Below are 14,951 nucleotides of genomic sequence, written 5' to 3'. Positions count from 1 at the left end.
GAAAAACAGTGACAGAACAGAAAGTTGTCATTATCGATACTGGCTGTGCCAACGTCTCTTCGGTGAAGTTTGCTATTGAACGCCTAGGTTATGACGTAACGATTTCAAAAGATCCACAAGTTGTATTGGCGGCTGACAAGCTATTTCTACCGGGCGTGGGAACCGCCAGTGAAGCGATGAAGAACCTAGAAGAGCGTGACCTTATCAGCTTGGTAAAACAGGTAGAAAAGCCACTGCTAGGTATCTGTTTAGGCATGCAATTGCTGGGCAAAGTGTCTCAAGAAAAAGGCCAGAAAGCAGACGAGTTAGTTGAGTGTCTTGGACTTTGTGATGGCGAAGTGAAGCTGCTTCAAACCGGCGATTTGCCACTGCCGCACATGGGGTGGAATACCGTTTCTGCAAAAGCAGGCAATCCGTTATTCAAAGGTATTGAAGAGGGTGAGTACTTTTATTTTGTGCACAGCTTTGCGATGCCAGTTGGAGACTACACCATTGCCGAATGTGATTACGGAAATCCATTCACTGCTGCGGTTCAAAGCGGTAACTATTATGGTGTGCAATTCCACCCAGAGCGTTCTTCAAAAGCGGGCGCGAAGCTTATTCAAAACTTCTTAGAATTATAAAAGGGATTTAGTGTGATTATTCCAGCTCTTGATTTAATTGAAGGACAGGTGGTTCGCCTTTATCAAGGTGATTACGGCCAAGTAACCGAGTACAAAGTCGATCCAGCAGAGCAGTTTAATTTGTACCACCAAGCAGGTGCTAACTGGCTACACTTAGTGGATTTGACAGGTGCGAAAGACACAACAGCGCGCCAACTTGATTTGATTGCAAAACTACTCGCAAGCACGCCAGCGAACATCCAAATCGGTGGTGGAGTGCGTACAGAGCAAGACGTGATTGATCTGTTAGAAGCCGGTGCTCAACGTGTTGTGGTTGGTTCTACAGCAGTAAAACAACCAGAGCTTGTAAAAGGTTGGATGGAAAAATACGGCGCAGAGAAAATCGTTCTCGCACTAGACATCAACATCGATCAAGACGGCACGCGCAAAGTTGCCATTTCTGGCTGGCAAGAAGATTCAGGCGTGACTATCGAAGCTCTAATCAACGATTACCTGACGGTAGGTCTACAACACGTGCTTTGCACGGACATTTCTCGTGACGGTACGTTAGCGGGTTCAAACGTTGAGCTTTACGTCGACCTATGTAAACAGTACCCACAAGTGCAGTTCCAATCTTCAGGCGGCATCGGCTCATTAGCGGATATCGAAGCGCTAAAAGGCAGCGGTGTTGCTGGTGTGATTGTTGGTCGTGCATTGTTAGATGGTAAGTTCACAGCAGAGGAGGCGTTTGCATGTTGGCAAAGCGAATAATTCCATGTCTTGATGTTCGTGATGGACAAGTGGTGAAGGGCGTCCAGTTCCGCAACCACGAAATCATTGGTGACATCGTTCCTCTGGCGCAGCGTTATGCTGAAGAAGGCGCTGACGAGCTTGTGTTCTACGATATTACCGCTTCAAGTGATGGGCGTGTCGTTGATAAAAGTTGGGTCGCTCGCGTTGCAGAAGTGATTGATATTCCGTTCTGTGTGGCTGGTGGCATTAAATCAGCAGAGGACGCGGCGCGCATTCTTGAGTTTGGTGCAGATAAGGTATCTATTAACTCTCCTGCCTTGGCGAACCCTCAGTTGATTACTGACCTTGCTGATAAGTTTGGTGTGCAATGTATCGTCGTTGGTATAGATTCATACTACGACAAAGAGACAGGTAAGTATCAGGTTTACCAGTTTACTGGTGATGAAGAACGCACCAAAGCGACCCAATGGGAAACGCGTGATTGGGTGCAAGAAGTACAAAAACGCGGCGCTGGTGAAATCGTACTTAACATGATGAACCAAGACGGCGTGCGTAACGGCTACGATATTGAACAACTTAATATGGTGCGTGAAGTGTGTAACGTGCCATTGATTGCATCGGGTGGTGCAGGTGCCATGGAGCACTTCGCAGAAGCCTACCAAAAAGCAAATGTGGATGGCGCGCTTGCCGCATCGGTATTCCACAAGCAAGTCATCAATATTGGTGAACTAAAGCAGTATTTGAAACAACAAGGCACTGAGGTACGACTATGAGTGTGAAAGCCGCCGAAGTAAGTTCGCTAGCTGAGCGAATCAACTGGGAAAAAGTGGATGGTCTGGTACCTGCCATCGTACAAGATTTCCAATCAAGCCAAGTGCTGATGATGGGTTACATGAACCAAGATGCGTTGGCAAAAACGGGCGAAACGGGTCAAGTGACGTTTTTCTCTCGTACCAAAGAGCGTCTTTGGACCAAAGGGGAAACCTCAGGCAATGTATTACAATTGGTGAACATGCAGCTCGATTGCGACAACGATACGCTACTGGTGAAAGTGAATCCCATTGGCCCTACGTGTCACTTGGGTAACACAACTTGCTGGGATGTGGACCCTCAAGAGGAGTCACAAATGGTGTGGCTTCATCAACTTGAGCAGCTATTGGCTGCCCGCAAGAGTGCCGACCCAGATTCCTCTTATACTGCCAGTCTTTATGCCCGTGGCACCAAGCGTATTTCGCAAAAAGTGGGCGAAGAAGGCGTTGAAGTCGCGCTTGCGGCGACGTCGGGCGATAAGGCGGAGTTAGTGTGTGAATCAGCAGATTTGATTTATCACTTAATGGTATTGCTTCAAGACCAAGGCTTATCGATGAATGACGTAGTGAACAAACTGAAAGAGCGTCATAAGTAAGCTTGCTATAGATAAGTGAAAGCCCCTATGCTCTCGAGCCTAGGGGCTTTTTTAATTTAGTGTTCTTGGTTCGGGGGTAAAAACCGGCAACAGTGCTGGTGGCGATTAGATTCTGAATCACGCTCGTCCCTCGCTGTTCAGAATGACGGAATATTTTCTAATGGTATTTGAAGTCGCGTTATCTATTTCAAACGAAAGTACATATTCACGTTATTCCGACGAGCTTAGGTGAGATCATAAATCTCATTAAAGCGAGCTCAATAAGCTAAGCGTGGATGCCTTTACCCACAACACTTCTTAAACTTCTTACCGCTTCCGCAGATACACGGATCGTTACGACCTAGCTTTAGGCTACTAACTGGCTGGCTCAATCGTGGATCCTGTTCTGGTTCTTCTTCTGGCTCTTCTTCAGGAAATGTGCCGTCAATGTAGTACCAAAGCCCATTTTCTTTTACGAAGCGAGAAAGTTCTGTCATACAGTAGCGTTTGCCGTCTTCATCAAAATAAGCGCTAAACTCGACAAAGCCTTCATTGTCATTACTGCCAGCTTCTGTTTTTAATACTTCAAGTTTGCACCAATCGCTGTCGATAGATTGGGCAATGCCTTCTCGTTGTTCTTCTGCATTACAGCTTGGGTGGTACGTGTTCACCACGTAATCTACTAGACCTAACACATGCGCACTGTAACGAGAGCGCATTAACTGCTCCGGAGTGGTAACGTCAGCATGGTTATTGTGGGCAATTTCACAACACTGTTGGTAGGTGCGGTTAGAGCCGCAAGGACAAGAAGAAGCCATAAAATGAAATCTCGATTAATTAAGCGGTAAAAACAAACAACCTCACATAAGTGAGGCTGCAGTATTCTTTGGGGCATTATAGCGATTTAGGGCGTTTGAGACAGCAGTTCTTGAGCCCACTCGGTAGATTGATTAAAAGCGTCTGCTAATTGAGGCTCGGTTAATTTAAGAACGGTGCAATACCGCTCAGCTAATTCCCAGTCTGCTTGTTCGTAGGCGATCGTCATTGAAAGTAAGTGGCCAAGTACGCCTTTTCGACTGGTTAATGCGAGTTTTATATCTTCGTCAACGGGGATATCTTCAATGACATCCGAGAGCGGTTGATCGAGCAAAGATCCGAGTAAAGAAAACATGCCTGTCAAAAAAGCCTGCCCAGGGTCATACCTAGTGTTCATTTGACTAAGTAACAGTTCACACATTCTTGCACGCTGAATCGCCAAGGAGTAAAGAGAATCTGGTTTATCTTCTTGAACGGACGCAATGGCAACTAAGGAAATAAAGCGTCGTAGTCGCTCTTCACCCAGATAAATAAGCGCTTGTCTGAACGACTTAATCTTGGTCGTTAATGTATATCCTGAATTTACGTAAGTAAGCAACTTGTATGACAGCGTCACATCAATCGAAAACAGACGTTCAACCTCATTGAAGTCGATGGGCTTATCTGCAATCTCTTTACACAGCTGGATGACTGTCAGAAATGCGGGATTCAAACGTTTTTTCTGGATCATCTCAGGCTTGCTGAAAAAATATCCCTGAAAGTAGTTAAAACCTGCTTCTAAAGCTTGCTCAAATTCTTCATAGGTCTCAACTTTTTCAGCAAGAAAGTCGATTTTAAATGGGCTTAATGCCTGAATAAAAATAGCGGCTTTCTTGATCGGTACGAGTCGAATGTCAAACTTGATCATGGAAACATATGGAAGAAAACGTTTCCAAGCCTTCGTCGGCACAAAATCATCTAAAGCAATTTTGTATCCGCACTCATGCAGGTGCTTGATGGCCTCTAGCAGCTCCTCTGTCGGTTCACAATCTTCAAGGACTTCAATGACGAGAGACTCTTTGGGAAACAGAGTTGGGACCAGATTCACCAAGCTTTGATGCGGAAAGTTAACAAAGCCAAGTTTGTTCCCTAATGTGTTGTAATGCGTCGACAAAAAATGATCGGATAGCAGTCGACTAGTAGCCAGCTCTGGTTCTACTTCAGGGAAGGTATTTTTAGGACCGTCTCGAAAGAGAAGTTCGTAACCTATGGTTCGTTTTTCTCTATCCAGAATCGGTTGGCGAGCTACGTAAGAATACTTCAATTAGGTACTTCGTTCTGTTTAACTTAGTATTATGATAATAGCGATTTTTTACAAAATATCTACGACTTGAGCGTGAATCTTCTACACGCTCTACATGCTTAACGCAAATTCTGTATGAATGGTCTCGTTTGTAGGTCAAAGCCATCAGAATTTACTTGTAAAACTGAGCCTTGCGTATACCAATCCCCTAAAACTATCCGGGTCTTTTTAACGCCATCGACGTCAAAAAAATGTGTATTCGGGCGATGAGTGTGACCATGAATCATTAAGTTGACGCAATTCTGAGACATCACTTTCTCGACTTCATTTTGATTGACGTCCATGATGTCCAAAGGCTTGCTCATTTTATCATCACGAATATCGGATTGAACTTTTGAGACAATTTTCTTCTTAATAAACCAAGGAATGTGATTAAACAGCCATTGCAACCAAGGTTGATGAACAGTCTTACGGAATTTTTGATAATCAATGTCGTCAGTACACAGGGTGTCACCGTGGAGAATAACCGCTTTAGTACCATAAAGGTCTATGAGGCTAACTTCATCCAGTAATGTAATGCCTGTCTCTTTACAGAAGCGTTTTCCCAATAGGAAGTCGCGATTGCCCTGAATGAAATAAACAGGAACGCCAGTCTTTGTTAGTTGCTGGAACTCTGTACGGATTTGATTGGCAAAAGGAGTTTTGTCATCGTCTCCAACCCAAAACTCGAACAGATCGCCTAATACATAAAGTGCATCGGCTTTCGTTGCTTCTGTTCGCATGAACGTCACAAAACATTCCGTAATATCCGGACGCGATGGGGTGAGGTGAAGATCGGAAATAAATAATGTTGTCATAGAAATAAGGGGAAGCGATGCCTCCCCATTAACTTATCTCTTAGAAATAATTCTTACGAATTACTCTTCAATTGTTGTACCAGTGATTACTACGTCCTCTAGAGGTACGTCTTGGTGCATGCCGTAAGAACCAGTGCTAACGCCTTTGATCTTATTTACGATGTCCATGCCTTCTACAACTTCACCGAATACACAGTAACCCCAACCATCTAGGCTTTCGCTACGGAAATCTAGGAATGTGTTGTTGTTTACGTTGATAAAGAATTGAGAGCTTGCTGAATGCGGTTCCATAGTACGCGCCATAGCAAGTGTACCCACTTTGTTGCTTAGGCCGTTGTTTGCTTCGTTCTTGATAGGTGCACGTGATGCTTTTTCACGTAGACCAGGTTCCATGCCACCACCTTGGATCATGAAACCGTCAATAACACGGTGGAAAAGAGTGTTGTCGTAAAAGCCATCGCGGCAGTACTGAAGGAAGTTTGCGCTAGTCTCTGGCGCTTTCTCTTCGTTTAGTTGAATCTTGATGTCACCAAAATTAGTGTGAAGGGTGATCATGCTACTTTCCTTTACTGTGTTGTGTTGAGCCCGAGATTCTAGCCTAAGTTCTAGTGCATTAAAAACTCAGGAAGAGGAAATTCTTCGTTTTGTGCTTGAAGTTTAGCCGATTATCGTTTTATCGGTTAATTGCTATTACCTAACCAGGTCGGAGTTGATATACTCGACTTTCTTTTATTCATTCACAATCATAGATAGAGATCATGTTAAAGATATATAACACACTCACAAGACAGAAAGAGGAATTCAAACCAATTACAGCTGGCAAAGTCGGTATGTATGTCTGTGGAGTTACCATCTACGATCTCTGTCACATCGGTCACGGTCGCACTTTTGTCTCCTTTGACGTGGTATCACGTTACCTTCGTTACCTAGGTTACGATCTAACGTTTGTACGCAACATCACAGACATCGATGATAAGATCATTAAACGTGCGGCTGAAAATGGCGAGTCTTGTGACTCATTGACCGAGCGCTTGATCGGTGAAATGCACGCAGACTTCGACGCATTAAACATGAAGCGCCCAGATATTGAGCCTCGTGCAACCCAGTTTATTCCAGAAATCATCGAACTTGTTCAAAAACTGATTGAACGTGGTTTTGCTTACGTTGCCGATAATGGCGATGTAATGTTTGAGGTTCGCAAGTTTGACGAATACGGCAAACTGTCTAAACAAGATTTGGATCAGCTGCAAGCGGGCGCGCGCGTTGATGTCGAAACAGCCAAACGCAGCCCACTAGACTTCGTTCTTTGGAAGATGTCTAAACCAGGTGAACCTACGTGGGAATCACCATGGGGCCCTGGTCGTCCAGGCTGGCACATTGAATGTTCTGCTATGAACTCTTCAATCCTAGGCGATCACTTTGATATTCACGGTGGCGGCTCTGATCTTCAGTTCCCACACCACGAAAACGAAATCGCGCAATCATGCTGTGCACACGACACTAAGTACGTAAATACTTGGATGCACAGTGGCATGGTGATGGTAGATCGCGAGAAGATGTCTAAGTCTCTAGGCAACTTCTTTACTATCCGTGACGTACTTGGTCACTACGATGCAGAAACGGTTCGTTACTTCCTTATGTCTGGTCACTACCGTAGCCAGTTAAACTACAGCGAAGAGAACCTAAACCAAGCACGCGCTTCGCTTGAGCGTCTATACACTTCTCTACGTGGTTTGGATCTAAATGCTGCTCCTGCTGGTGGTGAAGAGTATGTATCTCGCTTTACAGCAGCGATGAACGATGACTTCAATACGCCAGAAGCGTACTCAGTTCTGTTCGACATGGCGCGCGAAGTTAACCGTCTGAAAACAGAAAACCTAGAGAAAGCGAGCGAGCTAGGTGCGCTAATGCGTGAACTAGCAGATGTGATCGGTATTCTTCACCAAGATCCAGAAGCCTTCCTAAAAGGTGATGCAGGTAACGATGATGAAGTGGCTGAAATCGAAGCTCTTATCAAGCTGCGTAACGACTCTCGCGCTGCGAAAGATTGGGCGAATGCAGATATGGCTCGTGACAAACTGACCGAAATGGGCATTGTTCTGGAAGATGGTCCAGAAGGCACAACGTGGCGTCGTAAGTAATTGAATTTTCAATTTTAAAGGGCTGATAATTCAGCCCTTTTATTTTCCATTTCCATAAATTAAAACTTTAACTTTAGGTAATGCTCTGTGGCTCAGATGTATTTCTATTACTCAGCAATGAATGCGGGTAAATCAACAACGCTTCTTCAATCCTCTTTCAACTATCAAGAACGCGGCATGACGCCAGTTATTTTTACGGCGGCACTAGATGATCGCTTTGGTGTCGGTAAAGTGAGCTCTCGTATTGGTCTTCAATCTGACGCACACTTGTTTCGTCAGGATACCAATTTATATCAAGAGATCGCAGCTCTGAATGAGGTTGAGAAACGTCACTGTATTCTTGTTGATGAGTGTCAGTTCTTGTCGAAAGAGCAGGTTTACCAACTTACTGAAGTTGTTGATAAACTACATATTCCAGTATTGTGTTACGGCCTTCGCACCGATTTTCTAGGCGAACTTTTTGAAGGCAGTAAGTACTTGTTATCTTGGGCAGACAAGTTGGTTGAGCTCAAAACGATCTGCCACTGCGGTCGCAAAGCGAATATGGTTATTCGTACCGATGAACATGGCGTGGCGATTAAAGAGGGCGATCAAGTTGCGATCGGCGGTAACGACAAATATGTCTCCGTGTGCCGTCAGCATTACAAAGAAGCACTCGGTAAATAATCCGTATTAATACAGAAAAGCCACCGTAATCGGTGGCTTTTTGTTGTCTGCTAGAAAGGGCTTAGACTAAGTCAAAACCAAATCTCTCTAGCAAAACCTGGTAAGACGATTCGACTTGCTGAGGGATGTTCTGCTCGGTTTGAAATCCTTTCTCTGGATAGCTTTTTACACGAGAGAAATCTTCCATTAGTGCTTCTAGCACCATCATTAATGGCATGTCTTCATTAATATACTCAAAAAACGGATGAGCCGTAGAGCTTACTTGGAGCTGGGAGTAGGGTGACTGCCACTGTTTTTCAAATGTCGCTATAGCTCTGCGTTCCATAAATGGTTTTTGCACCAGAATAAACGATGAGCAATTTTTTCCTTCCTCTTTCAATCGTTGCTCAGTAAAGCGAACGTTTTCTCCACTGTTGGTGGATTCAGTTTCGAGCAAAATTGCTTCACTGGGCACGCCTGACATCTTGGCAATTTCGGCAAAAGTTTCCGCTTCGCTTTTTTCAAACAGTCCATCGGTAAAACGACCTTCTCCCCCTGAAAATACAATCAAAGGCGCTAACTTTTGGTGGTACAGATTTGCTGCATGCTCTGCAACACGCACATCGTTACTGCACATCACAAACAAACAGTCTGCGGGTTTCAGCTCATGTTTGAGTTGCATGTAATCCCAAAGTGTTTCTATGTGTCGATAGAGTTTCATAGCGCGTCCAAAGTTGAGTTGAAATGAAATTGATAGCCAAGTGAGAGTAGTTTGTCTGCGAGAATGCGCTTATCTGTTTGTTCTGTGACTGGGGGAAGAGGTATCTCACTTTCGCTCTTATTTATAGCGGCTTGGTAGAACTCCGCCTTGCTGACGGTATGCGGTGTGGTCACGTTAATGACTTGGTTACTTAAATTATCTAAAGCAAATTTGACCGCCGATACCGCATCATCTTGATGAAGCATATTAGCAGGCGCTTTACGACTGACTTGTTTTAGTCTCATTGCAAAGCGAGAAGGGTGCCTGTCTGGCCCAATTAGCCCGCTACAACGCATAATGACGAAGCTAATATTAGAATCGATAACATGCTGCTCGGCTTGCAGCATAATACGTGCATTGTCAGAGAAATAAGGGCTGTCGGCTGCTAAAGAGAGTGACGCATCTGCTTCTTCCATATCAGAAGCTAGGTTGGGATACACCGTTGTAGAGCTAATCATAACGAGCTTTTCAACGTTGTTTTGCTTTGCTGCGTTTGCGAGCATTTGCCATTGTTGGGCGTATTCTTGTCCGCGTCCTTTACGAAAACCAGGGGGAAAAGCACCGACAACGTGAGTAATTTGATGTTGCTTAACCAACTCATCTAGCCGTTTCGCCGCGTTAAGTTGATTAAAATCGAATAATGCGGAGTGAGTTAATGAAGCGGGTAACTCGTTTAACCGAGCTTGGTTACGACGAGTAACGACAACGTGGTGTCCGTCTTTCATCAAAGTTTCTGCTAGCGGAGTTCCGAGCCAGCCTGCACCTACGATCAATGTATTTGCCATTTGGGTCTTCCTACTTACTTATTTATGTCTGCTCGAATAGATTGAGCAGCTCTGCTTTGGCTTGTTGATGGAGGGGATCTGAATGCCATTTCTGATGTTGAATAAGGTCAACATTGACTTGCCAAGCCAGCTTTGTGAAATCATCCCCAACTCTTGTCAGTGTGTTCGGTGAATACGCGACTAAATGCTCTGGAAGAAAGCACCAACCAAACCCTTTATTCGCTAATTCCAACAAAATATAGTAGTTATCAGCGTACCAGATATCCGGGCTGAATGCTTGATTGAGACCACATGGCTCTGCGTTTTTGGAGCGTATGACCAGTTGACGATGTTGTTTGAGTTGATCAATGTGAGTGACGCGTTGTTGTGCCAGAGCGTGTGTTGAAGAGACATAGACATCGAACGCAATGTTACCAAGATTAGTGAAATCGATATGTCTTGGCATTTGTAAGTCACTCAAAATAATCCCAGTAGTGGCGCGCTCCGATTTGACTAATTCAATGATATCCGGACTTGAAGCTGTTAAGCATTCAACTTGCAAATGTGGAAAGCATTGCTCTAAATTTTTTAGCACGTCGGGCAAGCGAGTCAGAGGAATCCCTTCATCAATGGCTAAAACCAATTTATTAGTTGGTGTTGAAAAAAGCTGTGATGCTCTGTTGTTCAATCGGTCTAGTTGGCTGATTGCCGCTTGTGCATAAGGTATGAGCGCGAGGCCACTCTCGGTTAATTTCGGATATCGACCAGAGCGATCAAATAGATCAACACCACAGTCGACCTCCATATTTATGATGTGTTGGCTGACTACGGATTGAGCTCGCCCCAGTTTTCTTGCCGCGCCTGAAAATGATCCGGTTTCTGATGTAGCAATGAAAGCTTGCAGTTGTTCGATGGTAAACATATCGCTTTTGCCGATGGTATCTAACTTTTTGTTATCTGAATAATAGATAAAATTCTAAGCATTGAGTAGAACTATTTGGACAGAGAAATATGACTCGTAACGAACGAATTTTTCATGCAGTACTTTTTGAGTTAATCGCACTCGCGATCATTGTGCCAGCGGCTTCATTGATCACCGGAAAGGGATCGAGTGATCTCGCGTTAGTTGGGATTGGGTTGAGCACGTATACCGTTGTGTGGAATTACATCTACAACTTGTACTTTGATAAGTGGTTTGGCAGCAATCGAACTGAGCGAAGTTTAGCGATGCGTTTTGGGCATACAATTGGATTCGAGGGAGGGTTGATCTTTATCTCTATACCCGTCATTGCTTGGTTCTTAGAAATTACGCTTCTCCAAGCTCTGGTGTTGGAAGCTGGCTTCCTAGTGTTCTTCCTATTTTATGCCACAGGCTTTAATTGGTTGTACGACAAGGTTCAGCCATTTAGCAAAATGAAAAAACGATTAGCACCGCAGGTTTCGGCAGGAACAAAATGCAGGGACCAATAAAAAACGCCACCGAATTCGGTGGCGTTTTTGTTCAAATTACACAGAAAGGACTCTTAAAATCTTATCCGCATGCTCTGCGACTTCAATACCTTCATCTGTTAAATAACCACCATCAGGCTGTGTACAAAGTTGCTTCTCGTATAGACGAGCAACGGCTGCCTGCATTTCTTCTGACGCGTCTGTATGAACTTTAATACCAGTTGCAGCACTACTTAAGTCGAACTGAAGAAGTAGGTTCAATTCGGCGATATGTTCAGCTGAATATTTCATAAATGATTCCTTTACGCTTTTTTTACCAAGCTAGTCTGAAAAGAAGAGTTGAGCAACATTAAACGATAAGAAGTGTTAAGTATGGCGCTATCAGGCTGATATAACGCAGGATCTTTGTTCGAAAGGCAGAATACTTGTTAAGTATCAATGATAGTTACGATTGCGAATGATAGTTGACCTTTATCGGTTGATCTCTCGATAACAACATTTTTAGTAAACATGTCAAATAGCGCTTGAAAAAGTAGGGAAATGGAGCGATTATCCGCGCCTCTTTAATTGTTTCTAAATGTTACACCACAATGAACTTCAATCAGTTTGACTCACTATTACCGCCTCAGGCTGCGGAACGCGCGGCTGAAGTGGGGGTAGGTAAAGCAACTAAAGCACCGATCAAATCTTTTTTATTGGCAATTTCTGCCGGACTTCATATTGGTATTGCGTTCATCTTTTACACCACGGTGACAACCGGTGCAGGCGACCTTCCATGGGGTATTACCAGGCTAATCGGTGGCCTAGCCTTCAGCCTTGGTTTGATTCTTGTTGTCGTTACAGGTGGTGAGCTTTTCACTAGCTCGGTATTAACATTGGTAGCGCGAGCCAGTGGAAAGATCTCGTGGCAAGCGCTCATCAAAAACTGGTTTGTGGTTTATTTCGGCAACATGGTTGGTGCTCTTTTGTTGGTAGCATGCATGTTGGTTACCAAGCAGTATATGTTTGATCACGGCCAAGTTGGCCTCAACGCGATGGCGATCTCTCAACATAAATTGCACCATGGTTTCTTTGCTGCTGTTGCGCTTGGCATCATGTGTAACGTGCTGGTGTGTATTGCTGTTTGGATGACGTTTAGTGGACGTACATTAACTGACAAAATAGCGGTCATGATTCTGCCAGTTGCTATGTTTGTATCGGCAGGTTTCGAGCACTGTATTGCGAACATGTTCCAAGTACCCATGGCGATTGGAATCAAATATTTTGCACCGGAAGCATTTTGGCAAATGACAGGGGCGGATATTGCAAACTATGCGGACTTAAACATGATGGGGTTCATCGTAAATAACCTTATCCCTGTAACGATAGGGAACATCATTGGTGGCGGTGTATTCGTTGGTATGTGGTATTGGATGATTTATCTACGTGATGAAGACAAGCATTTACGATAAATCTAAAAGAATAAAAGAAAGGCGAGCCAAATGGTTCGCCTTTCTTTTATTCATGTCGATAAGTTTCACACAAATCGAGTGAGTTAAATCAGCTCTTCATTGATGCCAAAATCGGTTGGGAGCCAATGAGAAGTCACTTCCTTTGGTTCTTGAACGAGCCAGTCCAGAGGTGCATCGGATAGGAGTTCATCGTAATTTTCTTTGATCATTAAGACATCCATGTACGTCTCTCCAAGTTTGTGGTCACTATCTTTACTCTAAAATTAGAATATGTCAGGCAAGTGATCAAAGCATGACGATTAGATTGATCACTTATGCTGCTATGTTTCTGGTTGCGTATGGGTTTAGGGTGTTTATCCACATTTTCTGTGGATAACCTGTCTCAAAGGCCGTGCGTATCTAAACTTGCAAAGAAAATTTCATAAAATTAGAGGCTTATACTCGAGAGAATTCTGTCTGACTTTTCTCCAGAAAGCGTCTTGATGAATGTTTAAAGAATGGATGAGTTACTCAGATAAAAGTGCGTTTGACTTGATAATACAAGCCCTTTCACTGGCTTTGTTCACACGCTTAAACTATCTATGAGTTTTGGTAGGTTCTGGTTGTTGGATTTTTATTTTGATCCGGCCTTCTTTCGTTTGTACCCAGCTCAGTGTCATCTCCAGCGTAATAGCGACGGAGGTACTCAACATGACGAAAATAGCCAGCATAATCACCAACTGATATTTAATCGCAACCATCGGGCTTGCGCCACCTAGAATTTGACCAGTCATCATGCCTGGCAAGGTAACCAGCCCTGTAGTGGCCATAGAGGCTAAAGTTGGAGCAAGTGACTTTCTAAGGGCCTCTTGAATGAAGGGGAATGATGCATAACGAGGAGAGGCACCAAGTGAGATAGCAGCCTCATATTCTGATTGTCTCTGTTCAAAAGCCGTAAATAAATTCTGCAGTGCGATGATGTTACTACTTAAGCTGTTACCCAATAGCATGCCCGCAAGTGGGATCATGTACTGGGCGTTGTAAATAGGGGATGGCTGCACTAGGCCTGCGGTAATCGCTATAAGAAGTGGAATTAGACCACAGGTTAAGCCTGTAAGAAGAGGAAGCATAAGTGGCTTTTTAGGCAGGCGAGCTTTTCCTGCAATTGAGCTTGCGCCAATCAGTAACATGATGGCAAGCCAAAGTATATTGACAAGTAAGCTGTTTAATTGAAAAAGATATTCTAAATACACGCCAATCAATATGAGCTGAAGTGTCATACGAATAACACTAATTATTGTGTCTTTCGCAATCCCTAATTTGTAGCGGGCATTAATAAAGAAGGGAACCAACAAAATCAGACCAAACAATGCCAGTTTGGTCCAACTTATATCCACCACGCTATCCATAATCGCTCCTCGAAAATCCGCGAATAATTGTAACTAAGCTCCTCCTTTATATGAACATCAATGTGCATTTTTTGATGTTCTCAACGTAAACCTTTAGCGCTATTCTTGTCATTATTTCGCATCATTTTATTCACAATTGATTATCTTTTGACGGGTTTTTAAGCCAATTTATGACCCGTTAATTACTATCCAAATGTAACTTATGTTTGGTAAATGTTGTCATTTTAACAATTAGTTAAAAGACTTATTTTGTCACATCTGTTCATGTTTTTTAATAAATAACATCAATCAATCACATCTCTGGATGAGCTCAAAAAAGTGTTGAATTACAAGGCCTGAGAGCTCTTATTTGATTGAACCTTACTATTAGTATGGTCTAACATTTTCCATTAGAGATTGTAAAAAACTTAAGCTTGGTTACGCGGGCTTTTCAATAACACTAGATACAAAATAGGCAAATGTATGAGTGATGTTAATAAAATTGAGAGTGGTGAAAAACGCTCCCTGGAGTGGAAGTCGTTCCTCTTCATTGCAGTTGTTCTCTTCCCAATTCTGAGTGTGGCTTTTGTCGGCGGTTACGGGTTCATCGTTTGGATGTTGCAAGTGTTCTTCTTTGGACCTCCAGGCGCGCACGGCATGTAAGCCTGTGAGCTCATAAC

The 14,951-nt window shown here is 43.6% G+C and carries 19 protein-coding genes; 9 read left to right on the top strand and 10 right to left on the bottom strand.

The window, feature by feature from the left end:
* Nucleotides 1–8: 8 nt before the first annotated feature.
* From hisH to hisIE, 4 genes are read left to right on the top strand one after another with little or no spacing between them, the layout of a single operon-like run.
* Entirely contained in the window at nucleotides 9–623 is a 615-nt protein-coding gene (gene hisH, locus L3V27_RS10865; protein ID WP_047008596.1) for an imidazole glycerol phosphate synthase subunit HisH, read from the top strand.
* Nucleotides 624–635: 12 nt separating this feature from the next.
* On the top strand, nucleotides 636–1,373 hold the full coding sequence (hisA, locus tag L3V27_RS10860; RefSeq protein WP_005470302.1) for a 1-(5-phosphoribosyl)-5-[(5-phosphoribosylamino)methylideneamino]imidazole-4-carboxamide isomerase: 738 nt from the start codon (nucleotides 636–638) through the stop codon (nucleotides 1,371–1,373).
* Nucleotides 1,355–2,128: an imidazole glycerol phosphate synthase subunit HisF gene (gene hisF, locus L3V27_RS10855; protein ID WP_237311843.1), complete on the top strand. Its 774-nt coding sequence runs from the start codon at nucleotides 1,355–1,357 to the stop codon at nucleotides 2,126–2,128. The genes hisA and hisF overlap by 19 nt, the downstream gene beginning before the upstream one ends.
* Nucleotides 2,125–2,760 carry a bifunctional phosphoribosyl-AMP cyclohydrolase/phosphoribosyl-ATP diphosphatase HisIE gene (hisIE, locus tag L3V27_RS10850; RefSeq protein WP_048626222.1) on the top strand — a complete coding sequence of 212 codons (636 nt, stop codon included), beginning with the start codon at nucleotides 2,125–2,127 and terminating at the stop codon, nucleotides 2,758–2,760. Before hisF ends, hisIE begins: the two co-directional genes overlap by 4 nt.
* A gap of 281 nt (nucleotides 2,761–3,041) precedes the next feature.
* Here hisIE and L3V27_RS10845 read toward each other — a convergent pair whose 3' ends face one another.
* The 4 genes from L3V27_RS10845 to L3V27_RS10830 form a co-directional block, all read right to left on the bottom strand.
* Nucleotides 3,042–3,557 (bottom strand): YchJ family protein, encoded by a 516-nt coding sequence (locus tag L3V27_RS10845; RefSeq protein ID WP_237311841.1) that lies wholly within the window; start codon nucleotides 3,555–3,557, stop codon nucleotides 3,042–3,044.
* 86 nt (nucleotides 3,558–3,643) lie between these two features.
* Nucleotides 3,644–4,858 carry an EAL domain-containing protein gene (locus L3V27_RS10840; protein WP_005378158.1) on the bottom strand — a complete coding sequence of 405 codons (1,215 nt, stop codon included), beginning with the start codon at nucleotides 4,856–4,858 and terminating at the stop codon, nucleotides 3,644–3,646.
* A 98-nt stretch (nucleotides 4,859–4,956) separates the two neighbouring features.
* Nucleotides 4,957–5,694, bottom strand: a complete 738-nt coding sequence (lpxH, locus tag L3V27_RS10835; protein ID WP_006743038.1) for a UDP-2,3-diacylglucosamine diphosphatase — start codon at nucleotides 5,692–5,694, stop codon at nucleotides 4,957–4,959.
* A gap of 60 nt (nucleotides 5,695–5,754) precedes the next feature.
* On the bottom strand, nucleotides 5,755–6,249 hold the full coding sequence (locus L3V27_RS10830) for a peptidylprolyl isomerase (protein ID WP_005390900.1): 495 nt from the start codon (nucleotides 6,247–6,249) through the stop codon (nucleotides 5,755–5,757).
* A gap of 203 nt (nucleotides 6,250–6,452) precedes the next feature.
* On the opposite strand from L3V27_RS10830, the gene cysS reads away from it, so the two are divergent.
* Nucleotides 6,453–7,835, top strand: coding sequence for a cysteine--tRNA ligase (cysS, locus tag L3V27_RS10825; RefSeq protein WP_005390902.1), 1,383 nt, complete (start codon nucleotides 6,453–6,455; stop codon nucleotides 7,833–7,835).
* A gap of 87 nt (nucleotides 7,836–7,922) precedes the next feature.
* Nucleotides 7,923–8,501: a thymidine kinase gene (locus tag L3V27_RS10820; RefSeq protein WP_005378154.1), complete on the top strand. Its 579-nt coding sequence runs from the start codon at nucleotides 7,923–7,925 to the stop codon at nucleotides 8,499–8,501.
* A gap of 61 nt (nucleotides 8,502–8,562) precedes the next feature.
* Here L3V27_RS10820 and L3V27_RS10815 read toward each other — a convergent pair whose 3' ends face one another.
* Genes L3V27_RS10815 through L3V27_RS10805 form a run of 3 tightly spaced genes read right to left on the bottom strand, consistent with a single transcriptional unit; the run spans nucleotide 8,563 to nucleotide 10,926 of the window.
* Entirely contained in the window at nucleotides 8,563–9,201 is a 639-nt protein-coding gene (locus tag L3V27_RS10815; RefSeq protein ID WP_005390904.1) for a YdcF family protein, read from the bottom strand.
* A complete protein-coding gene (locus L3V27_RS10810; RefSeq protein WP_139059745.1) occupies nucleotides 9,198–10,025 on the bottom strand; it encodes an NAD-dependent epimerase/dehydratase family protein in 828 nt (275 codons plus the stop codon). Before L3V27_RS10810 ends, L3V27_RS10815 begins: the two co-directional genes overlap by 4 nt.
* A gap of 22 nt (nucleotides 10,026–10,047) precedes the next feature.
* On the bottom strand, nucleotides 10,048–10,926 hold the full coding sequence (locus tag L3V27_RS10805; protein ID WP_104971509.1) for a LysR family transcriptional regulator: 879 nt from the start codon (nucleotides 10,924–10,926) through the stop codon (nucleotides 10,048–10,050).
* 89 nt (nucleotides 10,927–11,015) lie between these two features.
* Between L3V27_RS10805 and L3V27_RS10800 the strand changes: the two genes are divergently transcribed.
* The gene (locus L3V27_RS10800) at nucleotides 11,016–11,474 is read left to right on the top strand and encodes a PACE efflux transporter (protein WP_237311839.1); all 459 of its coding nucleotides are present in this window, start codon (nucleotides 11,016–11,018) and stop codon (nucleotides 11,472–11,474) included.
* Between the two features lie 36 nt (nucleotides 11,475–11,510).
* Here L3V27_RS10800 and L3V27_RS10795 read toward each other — a convergent pair whose 3' ends face one another.
* Nucleotides 11,511–11,744: a TIGR02647 family protein gene (locus tag L3V27_RS10795; protein WP_005378148.1), complete on the bottom strand. Its 234-nt coding sequence runs from the start codon at nucleotides 11,742–11,744 to the stop codon at nucleotides 11,511–11,513.
* 299 nt (nucleotides 11,745–12,043) lie between these two features.
* Here L3V27_RS10795 and focA point away from each other — a divergent pair, with 299 nt between their 5' ends.
* Nucleotides 12,044–12,904: a formate transporter FocA gene (focA, locus tag L3V27_RS10790; RefSeq protein ID WP_005393324.1), complete on the top strand. Its 861-nt coding sequence runs from the start codon at nucleotides 12,044–12,046 to the stop codon at nucleotides 12,902–12,904.
* Between the two features lie 83 nt (nucleotides 12,905–12,987).
* Here the strand turns inward: focA and L3V27_RS23330 are convergent, their stop codons facing one another.
* Nucleotides 12,988–13,113: a hypothetical protein gene (locus L3V27_RS23330; protein WP_254903806.1), complete on the bottom strand. Its 126-nt coding sequence runs from the start codon at nucleotides 13,111–13,113 to the stop codon at nucleotides 12,988–12,990.
* A gap of 366 nt (nucleotides 13,114–13,479) precedes the next feature.
* Entirely contained in the window at nucleotides 13,480–14,292 is an 813-nt protein-coding gene (locus L3V27_RS10785) for an ABC transporter permease (RefSeq protein ID WP_065645351.1), read from the bottom strand.
* A 462-nt stretch (nucleotides 14,293–14,754) separates the two neighbouring features.
* On the opposite strand from L3V27_RS10785, the gene torE reads away from it, so the two are divergent.
* Entirely contained in the window at nucleotides 14,755–14,934 is a 180-nt protein-coding gene (torE, locus tag L3V27_RS10780) for a trimethylamine N-oxide reductase system protein TorE (RefSeq protein WP_005378141.1), read from the top strand.
* Nucleotides 14,935–14,951 lie beyond the last annotated feature (17 nt).

Source organism: Vibrio sp. J2-3(2022), assembly GCF_021725735.1.
GTDB classification, from domain to species: Bacteria; Pseudomonadota; Gammaproteobacteria; order Enterobacterales; family Vibrionaceae; genus Vibrio; species Vibrio diabolicus.
The sequence above is the reverse complement of the archived record's forward strand: the minus strand, read 5'-3'. Positions and strand labels throughout refer to the sequence as shown.